The 18,830-nt window shown below is 57.5% G+C and carries 19 protein-coding genes and 1 other annotated feature; of the genes, 3 read left to right on the top strand and 16 right to left on the bottom strand.

Going from position 1 to position 18,830, the window contains the following annotated elements:
* Positions 1–37 precede the first annotated feature (37 nt).
* The 15 genes from IRT44_RS10795 to IRT44_RS10725 form a co-directional block, all read right to left on the bottom strand.
* Positions 38–1,570, bottom strand: a complete 1,533-nt coding sequence (locus tag IRT44_RS10795) for a 2-isopropylmalate synthase (protein WP_171566657.1) — start codon at positions 1,568–1,570, stop codon at positions 38–40.
* A gap of 59 nt (positions 1,571–1,629) precedes the next feature.
* Positions 1,630–2,652 (bottom strand): ketol-acid reductoisomerase, encoded by a 1,023-nt coding sequence (ilvC, locus tag IRT44_RS10790; RefSeq protein ID WP_171566658.1) that lies wholly within the window; start codon positions 2,650–2,652, stop codon positions 1,630–1,632.
* A gap of 61 nt (positions 2,653–2,713) precedes the next feature.
* Entirely contained in the window at positions 2,714–3,208 is a 495-nt protein-coding gene (ilvN, locus tag IRT44_RS10785) for an acetolactate synthase small subunit (RefSeq protein ID WP_171566659.1), read from the bottom strand.
* Positions 3,209–4,945, bottom strand: coding sequence for a biosynthetic-type acetolactate synthase large subunit (ilvB, locus tag IRT44_RS10780; protein ID WP_212132700.1), 1,737 nt, complete (start codon positions 4,943–4,945; stop codon positions 3,209–3,211).
* 632 nt (positions 4,946–5,577) lie between these two features.
* Positions 5,578–6,744, bottom strand: coding sequence for a sulfate adenylyltransferase (gene sat, locus IRT44_RS10775; protein ID WP_171566661.1), 1,167 nt, complete (start codon positions 6,742–6,744; stop codon positions 5,578–5,580).
* Between the two features lie 20 nt (positions 6,745–6,764).
* A complete protein-coding gene (locus tag IRT44_RS10770) occupies positions 6,765–7,466 on the bottom strand; it encodes a phosphoadenylyl-sulfate reductase (protein WP_230076647.1) in 702 nt (233 codons plus the stop codon).
* A 381-nt stretch (positions 7,467–7,847) separates the two neighbouring features.
* Positions 7,848–8,207 (bottom strand): 50S ribosomal protein L20, encoded by a 360-nt coding sequence (gene rplT / locus IRT44_RS10765; RefSeq protein ID WP_171566663.1) that lies wholly within the window; start codon positions 8,205–8,207, stop codon positions 7,848–7,850.
* 97 nt (positions 8,208–8,304) lie between these two features.
* Positions 8,305–8,502: a 50S ribosomal protein L35 gene (rpmI, locus tag IRT44_RS10760; protein WP_171566664.1), complete on the bottom strand. Its 198-nt coding sequence runs from the start codon at positions 8,500–8,502 to the stop codon at positions 8,305–8,307.
* Positions 8,503–8,531: 29 nt separating this feature from the next.
* Positions 8,532–9,059 (bottom strand): translation initiation factor IF-3, encoded by a 528-nt coding sequence (gene infC / locus IRT44_RS10755; protein ID WP_171566665.1) that lies wholly within the window; start codon positions 9,057–9,059, stop codon positions 8,532–8,534.
* Between the two features lie 17 nt (positions 9,060–9,076).
* Positions 9,077–9,227, bottom strand: a sequence feature (ribosomal protein L20 leader region).
* 84 nt (positions 9,228–9,311) lie between these two features.
* Positions 9,312–10,331 carry a GTP 3',8-cyclase MoaA gene (gene moaA / locus IRT44_RS10750; RefSeq protein ID WP_171566666.1) on the bottom strand — a complete coding sequence of 340 codons (1,020 nt, stop codon included), beginning with the start codon at positions 10,329–10,331 and terminating at the stop codon, positions 9,312–9,314.
* 272 nt (positions 10,332–10,603) lie between these two features.
* Positions 10,604–12,517, bottom strand: a complete 1,914-nt coding sequence (gene thrS, locus IRT44_RS10745; protein WP_171566667.1) for a threonine--tRNA ligase — start codon at positions 12,515–12,517, stop codon at positions 10,604–10,606.
* A gap of 365 nt (positions 12,518–12,882) precedes the next feature.
* The gene (gene ytxC, locus IRT44_RS10740; RefSeq protein ID WP_171566668.1) at positions 12,883–13,803 is read right to left on the bottom strand and encodes a putative sporulation protein YtxC; all 921 of its coding nucleotides are present in this window, start codon (positions 13,801–13,803) and stop codon (positions 12,883–12,885) included.
* Between the two features lie 144 nt (positions 13,804–13,947).
* Positions 13,948–15,054, bottom strand: coding sequence for a cyclic dehypoxanthinyl futalosine synthase (gene mqnC, locus IRT44_RS10735; protein WP_171566669.1), 1,107 nt, complete (start codon positions 15,052–15,054; stop codon positions 13,948–13,950).
* 83 nt (positions 15,055–15,137) lie between these two features.
* A complete protein-coding gene (locus IRT44_RS10730) occupies positions 15,138–15,356 on the bottom strand; it encodes a hypothetical protein (RefSeq protein ID WP_230076646.1) in 219 nt (72 codons plus the stop codon).
* Positions 15,357–15,433: 77 nt separating this feature from the next.
* Complete coding sequence (locus tag IRT44_RS10725) at positions 15,434–16,387, bottom strand: spore coat protein (protein WP_212132695.1); 954 nt, start codon at positions 16,385–16,387, stop codon at positions 15,434–15,436.
* Between the two features lie 320 nt (positions 16,388–16,707).
* On the opposite strand from IRT44_RS10725, the gene IRT44_RS10720 reads away from it, so the two are divergent.
* The 3 genes from IRT44_RS10720 to gerQ all read left to right on the top strand — a co-directional run bounded on the left by IRT44_RS10720 (position 16,708) and on the right by gerQ (position 18,308).
* On the top strand, positions 16,708–17,271 hold the full coding sequence (locus tag IRT44_RS10720; RefSeq protein ID WP_171566672.1) for a YqaA family protein: 564 nt from the start codon (positions 16,708–16,710) through the stop codon (positions 17,269–17,271).
* A gap of 164 nt (positions 17,272–17,435) precedes the next feature.
* Positions 17,436–17,858 carry a cell wall hydrolase gene (locus IRT44_RS10715; protein ID WP_171566673.1) on the top strand — a complete coding sequence of 141 codons (423 nt, stop codon included), beginning with the start codon at positions 17,436–17,438 and terminating at the stop codon, positions 17,856–17,858.
* A gap of 15 nt (positions 17,859–17,873) precedes the next feature.
* Positions 17,874–18,308 carry a spore coat protein GerQ gene (gene gerQ / locus IRT44_RS10710; RefSeq protein ID WP_171566674.1) on the top strand — a complete coding sequence of 145 codons (435 nt, stop codon included), beginning with the start codon at positions 17,874–17,876 and terminating at the stop codon, positions 18,306–18,308.
* 56 nt (positions 18,309–18,364) lie between these two features.
* On the opposite strand, the gene IRT44_RS10705 is transcribed toward gerQ, so the two are convergent.
* Positions 18,365–18,826, bottom strand: coding sequence for a PilZ domain-containing protein (locus tag IRT44_RS10705; protein ID WP_230076645.1), 462 nt, complete (start codon positions 18,824–18,826; stop codon positions 18,365–18,367).
* Positions 18,827–18,830: the final 4 nt, after the last annotated feature.

Raw genomic sequence — 18,830 nt, 5'->3', positions numbered from 1 at the left:
TTCCTGGTTTCTCTTCCATCCTATCCTGCCGTCCTCGTCAGTTGGCGGCCACTGTCAGCGTGTTCTTGCGCTCCAGGATCTTGTTGACGGCCCGCACATACGCGATCGCGCTCGCCTCCAGCACGTCGGTGCTGACCCCGCGACCGGTAACGGTAAGGTCTCCCTGCTGCAGGCGGACAAACACTTCCCCGAGCGCGTCCTTGCCGTGCGTGACAGAAAGAATCTTGTAGTCCGTCAGCGTGACTTCCTCGCCTGTCGCCCGGTCAATCGCCTTGTAGATCGAGTCGACGGAACCGTTGCCGCACGCCGCTTCCTCGCACACTGTACCGTCGGCACGCACCAGTCTGACACTTGCCGTCGGCAGGGAGATGTTGCCGTAGGAGAGCTGCACCGACTCCAGCCGGTACATTTCTGTTCCGCGAACCATCTTGGCGTCAACCAGCGCGAGGATGTCGTCGTCGCTGACTTCTTTCTTCTTGTCGCACAAGTCCTTAAAGGCAGCAAACGCTGCGTCGATTTCCTCCTGTTCCAGATGGTAGCCCAGTTCCATCAGTTTCTCCTTGAAGGCGTGACGGCCGGAGTGTTTGCCCAGCACCAGTTTGTTCGACTTGAAGCCGACCGTCTCGGGACGGATGATTTCGTAGGTGGATGCCTCTTTCAGCACGCCGTCCTGGTGAATGCCGGACTCGTGGGCAAACGCGTTGGCCCCTACCACCGCCTTGTTGCCCGGTACGATCATCCCGGTCAGACGGCTGACCAGCTGGCTGGTGCGGGCAATCTCTTTCAGGTTGAGCTTGGTCGTGGCCTGGTAGTAGTCCTTGCGGGTCTCCAACGCCAGTGCCACTTCTTCCAACGCCGCGTTGCCCGCCCGTTCGCCGATGCCGTTGATCGTGCCTTCCACCTGGGTCGCGCCCGCTTCGATCGCCGCCAGGCTGTTGGCCACGGCCATGCCGAGGTCGTCATGACAGTGACAGCTCAAGCGGACTCCTTCGATGCCGGGAACGCGCCGGCGCAGTTCGCGGAAGATGTTGCCGTACTCGTACGGCGTCATGTAGCCGACCGTGTCGGGGATGTTGACAGTGGTGGCGCCCGCCTTGATGACTGCCTCCACCACTTCCGCCAAAAAGTCAATTTCGGTGCGGGCTGCGTCCTCCGCGGAGAACTGGACCTGCGAGAAGTACTTCTTTGCGTAGGTAACCGCCTCCACCGCCCGCGCCAGCACCTGCTCCTTGCTCATCCGCAGTTTGTACTGGCGATGGATCGGCGAAGTTGCGATAAAGACGTGGAGGCAGGCATCCTGCGCGTGGCGCAGCGCCTCGTACGCCTTATCCATGTCGTCCTTGACGGCACGGGCGAGGCTGACGATGGTGGAATTCTTCACCCGCTTTGCCACGTCGGCCACGGACTTTTGATCGCCCGGGGAAGCAGCGGCAAACCCCGCCTCGATTCTCGTTACGCCCAGCTTCTCCAGCTGCAGGGCGATCTCCACCTTTTCGTTCGTGCTGATGTTGACACCGGGAGTCTGCTCCCCGTCGCGCAATGTTGTATCAAAAATCTCTATGGTCCGCATGAACTCTCCACCTCCACTGGGTTCCCATTTCAATCTTTTGTCAGCCATTTTTCAGGCTGTTACTGACCAACCTTTGCTTCTTCTTTTTTTGTCTCGTTGTTCAGCCAGGACATCATGCTGCGCAGCTTCGCCCCTACTTGTTCGATACCATGCTCCGCTTCCAGACGGCGGCGTGCGTTGAATGCCGGACGGTTTGCCTGGTTCTCCAGGATCCAGTTGCGGGCAAAGGTGCCATCCTGGATTTCGGCGAGCACTTTTTTCATTTCCTGACGTGTCTGTTCCGTGATGATGCGGCGTCCGGTGCTGTAATCGCCGTATTCGGCGGTATCACTGATGGAGTAACGCATGCGGGCGAGGCCGCCTTCGTACATCAGGTCGACGATCAGCTTCAGCTCGTGCAGACATTCAAAGTAGGCGATCTCCGGCTTGTAGCCTGCTTCCACCAGGGTGTCAAAACCAGCTTTCACCAGCTCGCTCACGCCGCCGCAGAGTACTGCCTGCTCCCCGAACAGGTCGGTTTCGGTCTCTTCGCGGAAAGTCGTTTCGATGACGCCTGCTTTGGTGCAGCCGATGCCGCTCGCGTAGGCCAGCGCCGTCTCTTTTGCCCTGCCCGACGCATCCTGATAGACAGCGATCAGGCCCGGCACGCCAAAGCCTTCCTGGAAGACGCGGCGCACGAGGTGACCCGGGCTCTTCGGCGCCACCATGATTACGTCAACATCGGCCGGCGGCACGATCTGGCCAAAGTGGATGTTAAAGCCATGGGAGAAGCAGAGCGTAGCTCCAGCTTTCAGGTTGGGTGCGATTTCGTCGCGATACACCTGAGCCTGGCGTTCGTCCGGCATGAGGATTTGCACCACGTCGGCGCGGCTGGCTGCTTCAGCAACGGTTACCACCTGGAAGCCGTCCTTAACCGCCTGTTCCCAGGACTTGCCCGGACGCAGGCCGACGATTACCTGATAGCCGCTGTCACGCAGGTTCTGCGCCTGTGCGTGCCCTTGGCTGCCGTAGCCGATGATGGCGATGGTCTTGCCTCGCAATGCCTCTTTATTTACGTCTGCTTCGTAGTACATGTTTACCATTTGTTTAGCCTCCTTAAAAATTTTTAGATGGAATCACTATTCTGAATTTGACTGCTGCTGCTTACACGGTGGCCGGCACCACACTGCGCGCCATCGCGAGCGTGCCGGTTCGCGTCAGTTCGACGACGCCGTAGTTCTGCAGGAGCACCAGCAGTGCATCGATTTTCTCGGTATCTCCGGTCACCTGCACAATCAGCGAGGTGGGGCCGACATCGACGATCGTCGCCCGGAACGGTTCGACGATCCCGTTCAGCTCCGCAAGCTGGCTCGGCGTGGCGCTCACCTTGATCAGCGCCAGTTCCCGCGACACGAACGGATTCTCGCTCAGGTTGGTCACCGAGATCACGTCGATCAGTTTGGACAACTGTTTCATCAACTGCTCAATTTTCTGTTCGTCACCCCCGGTGGTGATGATCATCCGGGAGAGACCCGGCTCTTCGCTGGCGCCCACCGTAATGCTGTCGATGTTGAAGCCGCGCTGACCAAACAGATTGGCGACGCGCATTAACACGCCGGGGTAATCGTTGACGAGTACCGCAATCGTATGTCGCTGCATCTATTCGTCCCCCAATACCATTTGATCTAATGTGTTGCCCGCTGCCACCATCGGGTAGACGTTTTCCTCCTGGGCCACCCGGAAGTCCACGACCACCGGACCGTCATGCCGGAGCGCCTCCGCCCAGACATCTTCCGCCTCTTGCGGCGTGGTTGCCCTCAGTCCTTTGACGCCGTACGCTTCCGCCAGCTTGACGAAGTCGGGGCTGTGGGTCAGGTCAATCTGGCTGTAGCGGTTGTCGTAGAACAGCTGCTGCCACTGACGCACCATGCCGAGGCACTGGTTGTTGATGATTGCCACCTTGACCGGCGTGTTGTACTGGGCGAGAATCGCCAGCTCCTGACTGGTCATCTGGAAACCGCCGTCTCCCACCACCGCGATCACAGTGCGGTCCGGGTGGGCGATTTGCGCCCCGATCGCCGCCGGGAAACCGAATCCCATCGTGCCAAGGCCGCCGGAGGAGATAAGCGAACGGGCGTGCTTGAACTTGTAGTACTGCGCCACCCACATCTGGTGCTGACCGACGTCTGTGGTGACGATCGCTTCCCCGTTGGTGGTGCGGTACAAGAGCTCGATGACTGCCTGCGGCTTCAGCACCTGCTCGTCGCGCTTGTAGCGGTACGGATGCTGCTCCTGCCACTGTTTCAACTGGGCGATCCAGGCTTCCGAGTCGCACGCGGTGACGAGCGGCAGCGCCTTTTGCAGCGTGCTCTTCACGTCGCCTGCCACCTTGACGGCGGTGGCTACGTTTTTGCCCAATTCCGCCGGGTCGATGTCGACGTGGACGATCCGGGCCTTGGGGGCAAACTCTCTGGTGCGTCCCATCGTGATCCGGTCGTCAAAGCGGGCGCCGAGGCCAATCACACAGTCTGCGTTGAGCAGCGCCTGGTTGGCGGTGTAACTGCCGTGCATCCCCGGCATGCCCAGCGCCAATTCGTGTACGCCAGGGAAACCGCCCAGTCCCATGAAGGTGTTGATCACCGGAATCCGCGTCTTTTCCGCGAAAGCGAGCAGTTCCCGGTCGGCCCCCGCCGATATGATCCCGCCGCCGGCGAGAATGACCGGACGCTTCGCTTCCCGGATCGCCGCGACGAACGCCTGCACGTCCTCATCGCTCGGCACCTGAGATGCCTGGTAGCCGCGAATTTCCACAGTTTCCGGATAGCTGAACGGCGCCTTGGCGTTGCTCACATCCTTGGGGATGTCGATCAGGACCGGTCCGGGCCGCCCCGTCGTGGCGATGTGGAACGCCTCTTTGACGATGCGCGGCAGGTCGCGGACGTCGCGAACGAAGTAGCTGTGCTTGGTAATCGGAATCGTGATCCCCGTGATGTTGGCCTCCTGGAAGGCGTCGGTGCCGATCAGGTTCTGGGCCACGTTGCCGGTGATGCAGACCAGCGGCACGGAATCCATCTGCGCGGTGGCGATGCCGGTCACCAGGTTGGTCGCCCCCGGGCCAGAGGTGGCGATGACGACGCCCGGCTTTCCGGTCGCCCGCGCATACCCGTCGGCGGCGTGAATCGCGCCCTGCTCGTGACGGGTCAGGATGTGCTTGAAGTAGCTGCCGTACAGGGAGTCGTAAATCGGCAGCACCGCACCGCCCGGATAGCCAAAGATGTACTCCACCTGCTCCAGGATGAGACATCGCAGAAGCGTCTCCGCTCCCGTCAACTTTTCACCGAACCGGACCGGCGGCATGCCGCTTTTTCCCTGCAATTCGGCGATCTGAACACTCATTTTCTCTCCTCCTCCACTCCCATATTGAAAAAACCTATTGGCTAATAGAAAAACCCTTTCGCCCCGACACGGTTCTGGTTCCATGTCTGCTTGGGGCGAAAGGGTTCGCGGTACCACCCAACTTCATCGGCGCCTCACGGTCAGCCGATCTCAGCCAGTCATTTCGTCGACTGCAACACGCTAACGGGTGTCATCCGGTCTTGCCTACTGATTGACGGACAGGAGCAACGTTCGGCAAGACGGCTCGGAGGTGAGCAGTGCGATCGCATTCTTTACCCATTCTCAGCTCCCTGGGCTCTCTGTAAAAGAAGAGGCGGGCACCATCCTCGTCACAGCCTGTGATTATACCAATATTGCCAATTTTGAAGTTGTCAGAAAATAAAGTGTTATGTCTGATTATAGTCACGCGCCCAAGGGGTGTCAACGAGATCAAAAACATTTTTCCAGACTTTTGTCCGAACGAATGTTCAGTCAAAAACCGCGAAACGGCGCGGTTTTTACGTGTAAGCGGATACATGAAAATCGCTTTCTGTCCCCGCTTTTCTGCCCGGCATAGACCTAAAGCAGGACGAAGAAAAAAGCCCGGGAAAATCCCCGGACCCGCTGCCTCAGAAGATTGGTTTTCTCCTCCGTCACGATTTGGCGCAGCCTGCTTCAGCCAGCCCGGCGATCAGCACCTGGGCCACCTCGGGCCGGGTAATCTCGGGCGGCGGCGTCTGCCCGCTCTTCAGCATTTGCCGCACCTTGGTCCCGGACAGCGCCACGTGCCATTCCGCTCCGTGCGGGCAGGTCTTGGCTGTGGCCATCCCCTGGCAGGCCGTGCAGTAAAAGCTGTGTTCAAAAAAGAGCGGCTGGATGCCCAACTCACCCGGCGAAAATGCGGAGAAAATGCGCTGGGCGTCGTAGGTTCCGTAAAAGTTGCCCACGCCGGCATGATCGCGGCCGACGATAAAATGGGTGCAGCCGTAATTTTTGCGCACGAGCGCGTGGAACACCGCTTCCCGCGGACCGGCGTAGCGCATCGCGGCGGGAAAGGCAGCGAGGAAGACGCGTTCCGGGGGGTAATAATGGCGGAGCAGCACCAGATAACTTTCCATGCGTACGGCGGCCGGCACGTCGTCCGCCTTCGTTTCGCCCATGAGCGGATTGAGGAACAACCCGTCGACGATTTCCAGCGCCGTTTTCTGAATGTACTCATGCGCCCGGTGGATCGGATTGCGCGTCTGAAACCCAACGACAGTCTTCCAGCCCCTTTCCTTGAACGCAGCCCGCGTCTCTGCCGGCGTGCAGTAATAGGCGGCAAACTGCCGGGGGATCGGCCGCTGCATTAGCTCGATGGGACCGCCCAGATAGAGGGCGGGCTTGGCAAAGAGCTTGCTCACGCCGGGATGGGACGGGTCTTCGGTGCCAAAGACGAGCCTCGCCTCCCGCCGTTTGTCTGGACGATACCGGCTTTCGACGGTGAGCACGGCGTATGCCTTTCCGTCTTCTCCGCGCAAGAGCAGGCGCTCACCCTCCCGCACATCCGCGTATTCCTTCTCATCAACGGCAAGCGTAACCGGCAGCGGCCAAACCGTCCCGTCGGCCAATCTCATCGTCTCCACGACGGCGTCGTAATCGCGCTCCCCCAGAAACCCGGTCAGCGGAGAAAACGCCCCGATCGCCAGACAATCGAGATCGGACAACGTCCAGCGGTCGACCGTCACGCTTCGCAGCCGCTCGTCAACGCCATCCTGACAGGCATTTTCCGCGAGCCGATTGACCAGCGTACCGCCGTGCGGCAGGATCGTATGGCTCATGCTCATTCCTCCCTTGACATTCATTTGTGCAGCCCGCACTCAGTCTTGGCGAAGCCCGACCAGCGGCCGGCACGCAGGTCTTCTCCCGGACGAACAGGCCGCGTGCAGACACGGCAGCCGATGCTGGGATAATTCCGGTCGTGCAGCGGGTTGTACGGCACGTCGTGCTCCCGGATGTACTGCCAAACCTGTTCGTGGCTCCAATCGGCGAGGGGATTGACCTTGACCAACTGAAACTTTTCGTCCCACTCTGCCTTTTTCGCACCGGCCCGCGTCGGCGCCTGCTGCCGGCGAATCCCGGTGATCCAGGCGTCATACCCGGCGAGAAACTCACCCAGCGGTTCCACCTTGCGCAGTTGGCAGCAGAGATTGGGCTCCCTCTCCCACAGGTTGTCGCCGTATTGTTCCGCCTGTTCAGCCAGCGTCAGCTTGGGCAGCACGCGGATAAACTCGATCCCGTACCGTTCCCGGAGACGGTCGCGGACACCGTAGGTTTCTGCAAAGTGAAGTCCGGTATCCAGGTAAAACACGGGAGTGGCGGGTGCCAGCTTGTGCAGCATGTCGATCAACACCACGTCCTCCGCGCCGAAGCTGGAAGCCAGCGCCAAGCGGTCGCCAAACTGTTCGACCGCCCACGCCAGTGCGTCCTCAGGCCGCATGTTCTCCAACCGGCTGGCTGTCAGATTCAACTCGTCATCCGTTATCCTGCGGCGATGGTTCATGCTGATTCTCCCTTCTTGCTAGGCGTTACCCCAACATCATATGAGCCGCCGAGGCAAGTGGAGATTCGTCCACGGTGGCGATTGTCGTTACTTTGACGCAAAAAAAGAAGTAGACCTCCCTTGAGCCTGCCAGCCAGGAGGTTCACTGGTTGTACTGAGCCGTCCCTCTGCAGCGATCAAGTCCGTATTTGTGTGTAAAATTCCCTTGATCCCCACCGTTGGCTGAAAAAATCGCTTGTATGGTTTTTGGGAATATAGGCCCAATCACGACCAATGCCCCCAGACTCCGGGCCCCAGGTCGCAGGCCGCATCTCCAGCGCGATCAGCGCATAAAAAAAGCACCCGATTGCTCGGATGCTTTGTCGTGCGCAGCAAAACAGCTTACGCGTTCAGTTTGCTTTTAGCCAGTGCTGCCAGGTCGTTGAATGCAGCCTTGTCGTTAACCGCCAGGTCAGCCAGCATTTTGCGGTTTACTTCCACGCCGGCTACCTTCAGCCCGTGCATCAGACGGCTGTAGGACAGACCGTTCAGGCGAGCTTGCGCGTTGATACGGGTGATCCACAGTTTGCGGAAGTCGCGCTTTTTCTGACGGCGGTCACGATATGCATACAGCAGGGATTTCATTACCTGCGCATTTGCAGTCTTAAACAGGCGGTGTTTGGAACCGAAGTATCCTTTCGCCAGTTTCAGGATTTTCTTGTGACGACGGCGTGTAACAATGCCACCTTTTACTCTTGGCATACGTAATTCCTCCTGGTCATTCCAGCATGGCGGCCCCGCTTACGAGGCGCTTAGGGAGCGCATGCTGCGTAATAGTGTATGGTAGTGCGAAACAATCTTACAGGTACGTAACGAGTTGTTCGATACGTTTTTGGTCGCCTTTGGACACCAGAGAGCTTTTGCGCAGATGGCGTTTTGCCTTGGTGGATTTGTTGGCGAACAAGTGGCTGGTGTAGGCGTGGTCACGCTTCAGTTTTCCGCTACCGGTTTTTTTGAAGCGCTTCGCTGCGCCTTTATGGGTTTTCATTTTCGGCATGGTAGAAATCCTCCTGTCCTAAACGCTGATTACTTATCCGATTTCGGCGCCAGAATCATGATCATGCTGCGTCCTTCGATCTTCGGCTTACGCTCTGCGACAGCGATGTCCTCGCAAAGGGATGCGACACGCTCCAGGACCTGTTGACCGATTTCGGCGTGGGTGATTTCACGTCCGCGGAAACGAATGGAGCACTTCACCTTGTGATGGTCCTCCAAAAACTTGCGGACGTTGCGAAGCTTCGTCTGAAAATCGTGTTCCTCAATGTTGGAAGAGAAGCGCACTTCCTTCAGTTCGATGATCTTCTGGTTGCGGCGCGCTTCCTTTTCCTTTTTCGCCTGTTCGTACTTGTACTTGCCGTAGTCCATGATCCGGCAAACAGGCGGCTTGGCTGTAGGAGCGACGTTCACCAGATCCAAATCAGCTTCTTGCGCAATGCGCAGCGCTTCCCTGAGGGGCACGACACCCAACTGGTTTCCGTCCGGTCCGATCAAGCGGACTTCACGGGCACGAATCGCTTCGTTGACTAACAGTTGATCCTTGCTAATACTTGCCACCTCCGTCAATTTCGAGAAGGAACAAAAATGTGCGAACGCTGACGCGCCCGCACATATCTCACCTAGCAAATTCAACAGATCCACAGTTTGCTATTGCGTAAGAGTGACCTGTCAACAGTCAGGATGACGTCGAACCAGGTGAGAAGCTGGGCGCTTCTGCTTGTTTCTCGAAGAATGAAGTTTTGCACTGAACATTATGATACCGTGCAGATTTTGTCCTGTCAAGGATTTCATGACTTTGGGCCTCCAAAGTCACCCGCCGATGTGCGACATCTCCACCTTGGACCGATGGGACAGGCCCGGCGTCTGCTTCAGCCGCTGCTCCGAGTAACGGTCGTCGCGGCGGACCCAGATCGATTGAATGAGCTCCCGAATCTCTTCGTCGCTTTTTCCCTCCCGCAGCGGGCCGCGCAAATCTTCCCCGGACGAGGCGAACAGGCAGTTGTACATTTTCCCTTCCGCCGACAGCCGGGCACGCGTGCAGGTGGAACAGAAGGCCTGCGTAACGGAGGAGATGAAGCCGATCTCTTGATTCGTCCCTGCATACCGGTAGCGCGAAGCCACTTCTCCAAAGTAATTGGGCTCAATTGGCATAAGCGGCATCTCCTTGTGGATCATCTGCACAATTTCGCTGGAGGGTACTACCTGATCTAGTTTCCAGCCGTTGCTGTTGCCCACATCCATGAACTCAATGAAGCGCAGGATGTGCCCTTTTTCGCGGAAATAACGAGCCATCGGCAGGATGTCCTGGTCGTTGACGCCGCGCTGCACGACCATGTTGATCTTGACCAGCATGCCGGTTTCAGCCGCCGCATCAATGCCGCGCAGGATGTCCTGCACCCGATATCCTCTGTCGTTGATCCGGCCGAACCGCTCGTCATCCAGGCTGTCCAGGCTGACGGTCACTCTGTCCAATCCCGCCTGCTTCAGCGCCTTGGCATGTTTGGCCAAAAGCGAACCATTGGTGGTCATGGCGATGTCGCGCACGCCTTCCACCTGGCGAATCATCCGTATCAGTTCGGGCAGGTCTCTTCGCATCAGCGGTTCCCCGCCGGTGATGCGGATTTTTTCCACTCCAAGCGATGTGAAAATTCCGACGAGGCGCGTAATTTCTTCGAACGTCAACAGCTTGTGCCGCGGCAAAAACGGGTAATCCGTGCCGAAAATTTCGGCTGGCATGCAGTATCGACAGCGAAAATTGCACCTGTCCGTCACAGAAATTCGCAAGTCTCGGAGAGGACGTTTGCGTGCATCCAATACTTGTTCAGGCATATCGGATCACTCTCCTGATTCCATACTAGACCTGCAGCCTGCCAAGATCAAGCCGGAACAATGGCAGAAGTGTGACGCGGATATTGAGTGTCCGCAAAGAAACGGTCTTTCATCGTTTCCAGGCAAAAAGGCCTGCGCATTGATCAACCGAAGGTGGAGAAAACGTACGAGGCATGGATCAAGAGAGCGAGCGGGTGCTATCACCCATGCGCAACGGACTTTATCTACACGCTGAGGGCCGTCCCAATCGGGAACGGCCCTTTTGCAGCAGCTTACTTCATCTCGCTGATTTCCTGTTTGATTTTGGCGATGAACTCATCCACCGGAAGCGCCCCTTCGTCGCCTACGCCGCGTTTGCGGACGGACAGGGTGCCCTCCGCCACTTCTTTTTCCCCGATGACCAGCATGTACGGAATCTTTTGCACCTGGGCCTCGCGGATTTTGTAGCCGATTTTTTCGTTGCGGGCGTCCAGTTCCACGCGGATGCCGGCCTGTTCCATTTTCGCGAGCACCTCTTCGGCGTACGGCACGTGCGCGTCACTGATCGTCATCAACCGCACCTGTACCGGCGACAGCCAGGTCGGGAACGCACCCGCGTAGTGCTCGATCAGGATGCCGATGAAGCGCTCCATGGAACCGTACATGGCGCGGTGCAGCACGACCGGACGGTGCTTCTCGTTGTCCTGGCCGATGTAAGACAGGTCAAACTTCTCCGGCATCTGGAAGTCAAGCTGGATGGTGCCGCACTGATGGCGACGTTTCAGCGCGTCGGTGATCTGGAAGTCGATCTTCGGTCCGTAGAACGCGCCGTCCCCTTCCTTGATCTCGTACGGCATGCCGGACTCCTCCAGCACTTTTTTCAGCGAGCTTTCCGCGATCTCCCACAGTTCGTCGGAGCCCATCGAATCCTCCGGACGGGTGGAGAGCGCCACGCTGTACTCGAAGCCGAACACCTTGTAGATGCGGTCGATCAGCTGGATCATGCTTTTGATCTCGCTCTCGATCTGATCCGGACGAACGAAGACGTGCGCGTCGTCCTGGCAGAACGTCCGCACCCGCAGCATCCCGTTCAGCGCACCGGAAAACTCGTGGCGATGCACTTGACCGAATTCGGAGTAGCGGATCGGCAGATCGCGGTAGGAGTGAATCTTGTTTTTGTAAATCAGCATGTGGCCTGGACAGTTCATCGGCTTCAGGGCGTAGGTGGTGTTGTCCACCTCAGAGAAGTACATGTTCTCGTGGTAGTGGTCCCAGTGGCCGGATTGCAGCCAGAGGCGCTGGTTCATGATAAACGGCGTGCGCACCTCGGTGTAATGGGCCAACTGCTGCAAACGACGGGAGAACTGTTCCAGCTCGTTGCGGACAGTAAAGCCCTTCGGCAGGTAGAACGGCATGCCCGGCGCCTCTTCGGAGAACATGAACAGCTCAAGCTCTTTGCCCAGTTTGCGGTGGTCGCGCTTTTTCGCCTCTTCGATGAAATGCAGGTATTCGTCCAGCTCCGCCTTTTTCGGCCACGCGGTACCGTAGACGCGCTGCAGCACCTGGTTTTCCGCTTTGCCGCGCCAGTACGCGCCAGCCACGCTCATCAGTTTGAACGCCTTGATGTAGCCGGTGGACGGCAGGTGCGGCCCGCGGCACAGGTCGAAGAACTCGCCCTGCTCGTAGATGGTGATCACAGCGTCTTCCGGCAGGTCGCGGATCAGCTCCAGTTTCAGATGGTCGTTGATTCCCTGAAAGATCTGAATCGCTTCTTCGCGGCTGACCACCTTGCGGCGAATCGGCAGGTCTTCCTTGATGATCTTTTCCATCTCGGCTTCAATTTTGCCCAGATCGTCAGGGGTGAGCGTTACCGGAATGTCCATGTCGTAATAGAAGCCGTCTTCAATGACGGGACCGATCCCCAGCTTCACCTCTTTTCCGTAGAGGCGCTTGACGGCCTGTGCCAGCAGGTGGGCGGTGCTGTGGCGGTACACTTCCAAACCTTCCGGGCTGTCCAGCGTCACGATCTCGATCGCCGCGTCGTCTTGCACCGGCGTGTACAAATCCACCACCTTGCCGTTCAGCTTGCCGGCGACGGCCTTTTTCTTCAGGCTCGTGCTAATGGAGCCCGCGATGTCCTCGATGGTGATGCCGGATTCGTATTGGCGTACGGCCCCATCCGGGAACGTAATGTTGACTTGTGCCACGATCCATACGTCCTTTCTGCGTAAAATAATAAATAATGGATTTGGAAAAAATAAAAACACCCATCCCAAAGGGACGAGTGTTTCTTACCCGTGGTACCACCCTCATTTGATTCGGCTTGACAATTGCCGTCGGGACATCCTCCCGACCAATCGGACGAAAGCCGAATCCTTCCTTGCCATAACGGTATGCCCGGCGTGCCGATACTGAAAGCGCGTAGCTTTGTTCCCGGCCGCTACTCGAAGGGGGTAGAGCGATACGCGTTCGCAGCGGGCTTCCAGCCAGCGGCCCGCCTCTCTGCAGCGACGTGGATATCGTCCATGTCCTTCTCATCGTATTTCAACACATCTGCAGTTGTTGTCTGTCATTATAGAGGAGTCGGCTTGTGTCCGTCAAGTGCACGTCTGCCCGCCAGGCAGAGCGGACAGGAATGGCACGACATCACCTTGCCGTCAAAGATGCTGCGGACGGTCTGGAGCAGTGCGGGCCTGTCCTGCGCCAGATGCATCACGATGCGCTCTGGAGCGAGCGTTACCAGCGCGCTCACCAGGTAGTCTTCTTCGCGGCTGTTCTGCTCGCCAATGCTGAATATGGCATCGAGCTGGTCCAGCCGCAGCCGTGTGCCGTGTTTGTCATAGAGCAGGAACGGTTTGTCTACACTAGGAACGACGTGAACCACTTCCTGTTTGGTCTCCTGCGCGGCGATATAGTACCGCAGCAGCTCGACAAATTCCTGGTACTGCTTGTCTTCCAGATAATCGTCCAGGCCGGTTTCCACCAGTTCAAACAGTTCGTTCCAATGATCTTGCAGACGGAAACGGACGAAGCCGAGTACATTCAGCTCCCGCTCCTCTTCCAAATAAGCGAATACTTTGCGGTAGACGGCTGCCTTGCGGGCGGTGGCATGGAGCAGGTCCGTGTCGCCTTCTTGCTGGTCTTGACAAATCCGCTGCACATACGGAAGGATCAACGGCCACTCCTCTTCCAGAGCTTCCGCTGCGAGCAAGTCGGCGGCGATTTCCTCCAGCACTTCCGGTTCCTTGACCCGGAGAATCCATTCAGCCACTGCCAGGGAAACAAACGCACGGGCCCACTCAATCGTCTCCGCGTTGTACTCCTCGGTAGACGTGCTCTGAAAGAGGAACAAACGGTAGTCGCCCTGCTCCTGTTCCCTGTATGTAATGCGCACCGGCTCCATGTTGACCCGCTTCTTCAGCTCGGACACGATGGAGCGAAACGCGTCACAATGTGCAGGGACATTTTCCAGCCAGACGGCAAAACGCTGCATATCCATCCCCCCCATCCGCAGTGTAGTTACAGTATATGTCCCACCTGGGGCGATATACTTTTAAACGGTTGGAAACAGGGGAAGCCGCTTGCATAAAACAAACACGAAGCCGTCACGGCTCCGTGTTTGTTTGTGTCGGATCGGTCAATTCTGCATGACAAAGTCGTGTTCCGCCATCTCGCCTTCGCGGAAGATGCGCAGGATTTCATAGCGGGTATTGCGCTGCGCGGGGATTTTGCCCGCTTCGCGGATGAGTTTCAGGATCAGGTTGGTGTTCACCTTGTAGGTGCATGCGGCAGCGGAGACGACGTTCTCCTCCATCATCGTCGAGCCGAAGTCGTTGCAGCCGTAAGAGAGCGACAGCTTGCCGATCTCCGGTCCCATTGTCACCCAGGACGACTGAAAGTTTGCGATGTTGTCCAGCATCAGGCGGCTGATCGCCAGCGTTTTCAGGTATTCCTCCGGGGTGTTGTTGACCGCCTTCATGTTGGTGTTCTCCGGCTGGAACGTCCAGACGATAAAGGCCGTGAAGCCCTTGGTCTCGTCCTGCGCCTCGCGGATGCGCATCAGCGACAGCACGCGTTCTTCCATCTCCTCGCCAAAGCCGATCACCATCGTCGCCGTCCCCGGCAGGCCGACGCGGTGAGCCGCCTTTTGCGTCTCGATCCAGTCTTTCCAGGAACCCTTGAGGCGGGAAATCTTGCGCCGCGTGCGGTCGTCCAGGATCTCCCCGCCCGCGCCCGGCAGCGAATCGAGCCCGGCTTCCTTCAACTTCTTCAGCACTTCCTCCACAGGCAGACCGGACACCTGCGCCATTTTTTGCACTTCCGCAGTGGAAAACGAGTGCATCGTGATTTGCGGGAAGCGCTGCTTGATGTTTCGCAGCAGATCCAGGTAGTACTCAAACGGCAGGTCCGGGTTGGTGCCGCCCTGCATCAGGATTTCCGTGCCGCCTACATCCACCGTCTCCTGAATTTTTTGGTAGATGACTTCGTTGGGCAGCACGTATCCTTCCGGGGAACCCGGAGGGCGGTAAAAGGCGCAGAACCGGCAGTAGGTGTCGCACACATTGCTGTAGTTGATATTGCGCCCGATGACAAACGTGGTGATCGGCTCCGGATGCCACTTCTTCATGACCAGGTCGGCGTAGTGGCCCATTTTCTCGATCTCGTCACTCGCAAACAGGGTGAGGCCGTCTTCCAGACCGAGGCGTTCACCGGCGAGCGCCCGCTCCAAAATCTTATCGATCAAAAGGATCACTCCTTCTATACTGCGTCCACGATTCATCGTAACACAAAAAAACAACCCTGCCTATTGGCAAGGTTGCGCCAACACTATTCAAAACCGATTTCCTCGTACACTTCCGGCTCCCAGTAAATGACAGTCTGGACGAGCGGCAGATTCGTTTCCCGCGCGCCGTTTGGCCTTCCGTTGAAATAGATAATCTCCGTGACGGCCACACGGTCCCCGCGAACGTCGATTTCCCCTTTCAGCTCCAGGGTTGTCCCGTCCGGTGCATAGAAGATGACTTTCCCCGATCCCAGCGTTTTCATCCGGTACCTCCCGTTGTATGGACTGCACCTCTATAGTAGTGGACAATCTTTCCTACCGTCAACGCCCAAATTGGAACTTAATGACCAATTGTCGGATCGGATGGTGCATCCTTTTTGCGCCTTTTTACCTGGCGACCCTCCGTATCACGGGACATTTCTCCCATCAGATCTGCCGTCATCGAAGCGTCCTGACCGGCGATCATCGTCGTTTCTCCTGCCGGTACGCCGGCATGTGCCTGTCGATAGGCGGGGGAGGAAAAAATCTGGCTGGCATTGACCGGCTGGCCCGCTGCTCCGCCTGCTTGCAGGGACGACGACAGCGGCGTCTGCTGGACCGCCCCTCCGGGATTGACCGCATTCGTCAGCGTGCTGTCATTGGACGGCGGCGTCTGCAGTTGACCGGACGCGGCGGGCGGGACCTGTGCGGACATGGCCGTCTGTCCGTTCACGGCAATCGGCTGATAGCCGCGCAGCAGTTGAGCGCTCGTCTCCTGCGGCAGCGTCGCCAGCGGATAGTAGCCTTTCCGCTGCATGTAGCTCCACATGTCGTAGGCCTGTTGGGCACAGTTGACCGCCCCTTGCAGGAGCATGCCGCGCAGATGAGGATGGGCCGACTCCAGCGCTGCGGCCATTTTTGCTTTGGCCCCCGCCTTGTGCAGGCCGAGCACCGCTGACGCTACGTCGTGATCGTCCATCTGATCCGGGCGAGCATTGGGCTGGTGAGATGCAGCCTGCTGTGGAGCTGCCGGCGGTTGGGCAGCGGCGGTAGTAGGCAGGGCGCGCGTCTGCCACACCTGCGTGCTGGGCCGGTACGGCAGGCATTCCCCCACTCCCAGCCCGTGCACGGTATGTACCATGCTGTTGTATTCGTTTTGCATAAACTGCATCTGGTAACCGACCAGCTGGACCAGTTCCGGGTCGCGGATATAGGGGGTGTACAACTGCATCGTATTCAGCGCGTCAATCGTGCAGGTGAGCGCCTCGTGCAGTTCCATCACTTCATGAGCTGTGTACGAATGAGCTTGCAACATGATGGTTTCCTCCTTTTTTCCAAATCCCTAACAGTATGTCCGAAACGGCCGGCAGATAGAAGCGCACAGGAAAAAACCCTTGCTTCGTACAAAAAATGGGGGAGAAACCTTTTGACATGTGACGCGTATTACCTTGTCAGAAAAACATCGCTCCACTCCACCAATAATCATTCTGTTTGGCAAGAGCCTGTCATAGGATATCACTACAGAAACCTTTTTGTTTCCGGTATAATGAAGAAAAACGCCGGATGAAGTCCTTTCGCAGAAGCTGGCTCTGCTCAAAGCGACAGACGAGGAAAACCCTCCTGAAGGAGACGCTCATGTTCGATCAAATTACACAAATCTTTATGCAGTACGGTATATGGGGATTGTTTGGCCTCGCCTTTCTGGACTCATTTATTGTCCCTGTCCCGCCCTTTTTTCTGCAAATCGGGATGAGCCTGATCGATCCCACGTCCGCCATGCGGTACGCCACCGTCGCGTTTACCGGTTCCATCCTCGGTGCACCGGTGGGCTACATGCTGGGCAAATGGCTGGGCAAACCGCTCTTGCAAAAGCTGCTTCCTGAGAAGTGGACGGCGATGGCGACAGAGCAATTTGCCAAAAATGGCGATGCCGCCGTACTGATTGGTTCATTTACCCCCATTCCGTTCAAAGTCTTTACCATTTTGAGCGGCGTGTTCAACTACTCGCTGACCAAGCTGATGCTGTTTGCCATCCTGGGACGCGGCATCAAGTTTTACCTCATCGGGTTGTTGTTCCACCTCTACGGCAAACACGCCAAGGAGCTGCTGGACAGCTACCTGGAAGTGACCGTACTCGGAATTGGCGCCCTAGTCGCCATCGTCTGGCTGATCTGGAAAAAGCGAAAAAAATCGGCGTAACGCCGCTATTTCTCATGTAATGAAAGACGCGCCTCGCAGAGCTGCTGCGAGGCGTGTTTTTTTGCTGCCGGAGATGACGGCGCCGACAAAAAATTGGCGGGACATTCACCTACCGGCGTGCCGTCCGTATATTGTAAGTGTGAGTTTTCGGAGGAGGTGAAGCAATGGCCGTTATAAAAGCGAACAGCAGGGATGTAGACATGCTGGCGAGACTGATGCGTGCCGAAGCGGAAGGCGAAGGGGACTTGGGCATGCTGATGGTCGGCAACGTCGGCGTCAACCGCATCCTCGCCAACTGCCTGGACTTTCGCGGCATTCGCACGATGAGACAAATGGTCTTCCAATCGCCGGGCGGCTTTGAAGCGGTGCAAAAGCCGTATTTCTATCAACGCGCCCGCGACAAGGAAAGGCGCTTGGCCAGACGCGTCGTTAACGGCGAACGCCAACACCCTGCTTCAAACGCGCTGTGGTTCTTTCGGCCAGCCGGAAACTGTCCGCCTCAGTGGTATAACCAACGAAATGTAGGTCGCTATAAAGCGCACTGCTTTTTTGTACCCAACCCACAAGATTGTCCACGAGTTTACTAAAGGAGAGAGTTCATCATGAGCCAGCAATTTCCTTATCCGCCTTATGTGAATCCGTACGTCGATCCGTATGCGTCGTCGTCTTATCCGTATCCGGCGGCACAGCAGCCGACGATGCCAATGCCAACGCAAATGCCGATGCCGCCCAGCGGGTCCTTCATCCCCGGAACGCCGTTGGCACCGGGGCAAATAGTGGAGGAGTCCTACATCGAAAACATCCTCCGCTTAAATCTGGGCAAAGTGATCACCGTCTACCAAACGTTTGAGAACAACACCCAATGGAACGCCAAAATCTTCCGGGGCCGCCTGGAAGCAGCGGGACGGGATCACATCATCCTCAGCGATCCGCAAACGGGCCGACGCTATCTGCTGCTGATGGTCAACACGGACTACATCACCACTGACGAAGAGCTGAACTACGTGCCGCCGGCGCTTCCGCCCATGCCTCGGTGACAGCACGACTGCTCCACCGCACAACCTCATCCGCCAGGGATGAGGTTGTGTTCTGTTTACAACTGCTCCTCCCTTAAGCGGACCGCAGCCAAAAACTCTCTTCTGTCCCCCTGCAAAAACGAGCCGGCGGGCAATGCCCCTTTCTGCCTCAGGCGAATGGCCAGGCGATTGACCACCCGGTTGATCTCCCGGTGCATCGCCTCTTCCATCGTCAATTTGACCGCGTACTCGTTGATCCCGACGTCCCACTGCGCACTGCGCACGATATGTCCGTACATTTTCAGGGATTGGGAAAATACGTTCGTCTCAAACTGCAGGACGAGCTGATCGTGGACAGGCAGCTTCAAGTGGGTCAGAAAGCGAAGTCCGCCTCCGCTGATGTCTTCAATCAGCACACTGGTGCTGCCCACTTCCATCGTCTTTCCCTTGATCATGACGATAGTCATGTCCGCGCACAAAGGCGGGGCCAGTTTCAGGCGAAAATATTCCCGTTGGTGCATAGTGACCAAACGATCCACGAAG

Source organism: Brevibacillus sedimenti (assembly GCF_020923495.1).
GTDB lineage: Bacteria > Bacillota > Bacilli > Brevibacillales > Brevibacillaceae > Brevibacillus > Brevibacillus aydinogluensis.
This window is presented reverse-complemented; position numbering and strand designations above follow the sequence as displayed.

Coding starts and splice junctions, on each gene's coding strand:
- IRT44_RS10795 (WP_171566657.1), bottom strand. CDS start 1,570: ATGCGGACCATAGAGATTTTTGATACAACATTGCGCGACGGGGAGCAG.
- ilvC (WP_171566658.1), bottom strand. CDS start 2,652: ATGGTAAACATGTACTACGAAGCAGACGTAAATAAAGAGGCATTGCGA.
- ilvN (WP_171566659.1), bottom strand. CDS start 3,208: ATGCAGCGACATACGATTGCGGTACTCGTCAACGATTACCCCGGCGTG.
- ilvB (WP_212132700.1), bottom strand. CDS start 4,945: ATGAGTGTTCAGATCGCCGAATTGCAGGGAAAAAGCGGCATGCCGCCG.
- sat (WP_171566661.1), bottom strand. CDS start 6,744: ATGAGCCATACGATCCTGCCGCACGGCGGTACGCTGGTCAATCGGCTC.
- IRT44_RS10770 (WP_230076647.1), bottom strand. CDS start 7,466: ATGAACCATCGCCGCAGGATAACGGATGACGAGTTGAATCTGACAGCC.
- rplT (WP_171566663.1), bottom strand. CDS start 8,207: ATGCCAAGAGTAAAAGGTGGCATTGTTACACGCCGTCGTCACAAGAAA.
- rpmI (WP_171566664.1), bottom strand. CDS start 8,502: ATGCCGAAAATGAAAACCCATAAAGGCGCAGCGAAGCGCTTCAAAAAA.
- moaA (WP_171566666.1), bottom strand. CDS start 10,331: ATGCCTGAACAAGTATTGGATGCACGCAAACGTCCTCTCCGAGACTTG.
- ytxC (WP_171566668.1), bottom strand. CDS start 13,803: ATGCAGCGTTTTGCCGTCTGGCTGGAAAATGTCCCTGCACATTGTGAC.
- IRT44_RS10730 (WP_230076646.1), bottom strand. CDS start 15,356: ATGAAAACGCTGGGATCGGGGAAAGTCATCTTCTATGCACCGGACGGG.
- IRT44_RS10725 (WP_212132695.1), bottom strand. CDS start 16,387: ATGTTGCAAGCTCATTCGTACACAGCTCATGAAGTGATGGAACTGCAC.
- IRT44_RS10720 (WP_171566672.1), top strand. CDS start 16,708: ATGTTCGATCAAATTACACAAATCTTTATGCAGTACGGTATATGGGGA.
- IRT44_RS10715 (WP_171566673.1), top strand. CDS start 17,436: ATGGCCGTTATAAAAGCGAACAGCAGGGATGTAGACATGCTGGCGAGA.
- gerQ (WP_171566674.1), top strand. CDS start 17,874: ATGAGCCAGCAATTTCCTTATCCGCCTTATGTGAATCCGTACGTCGAT.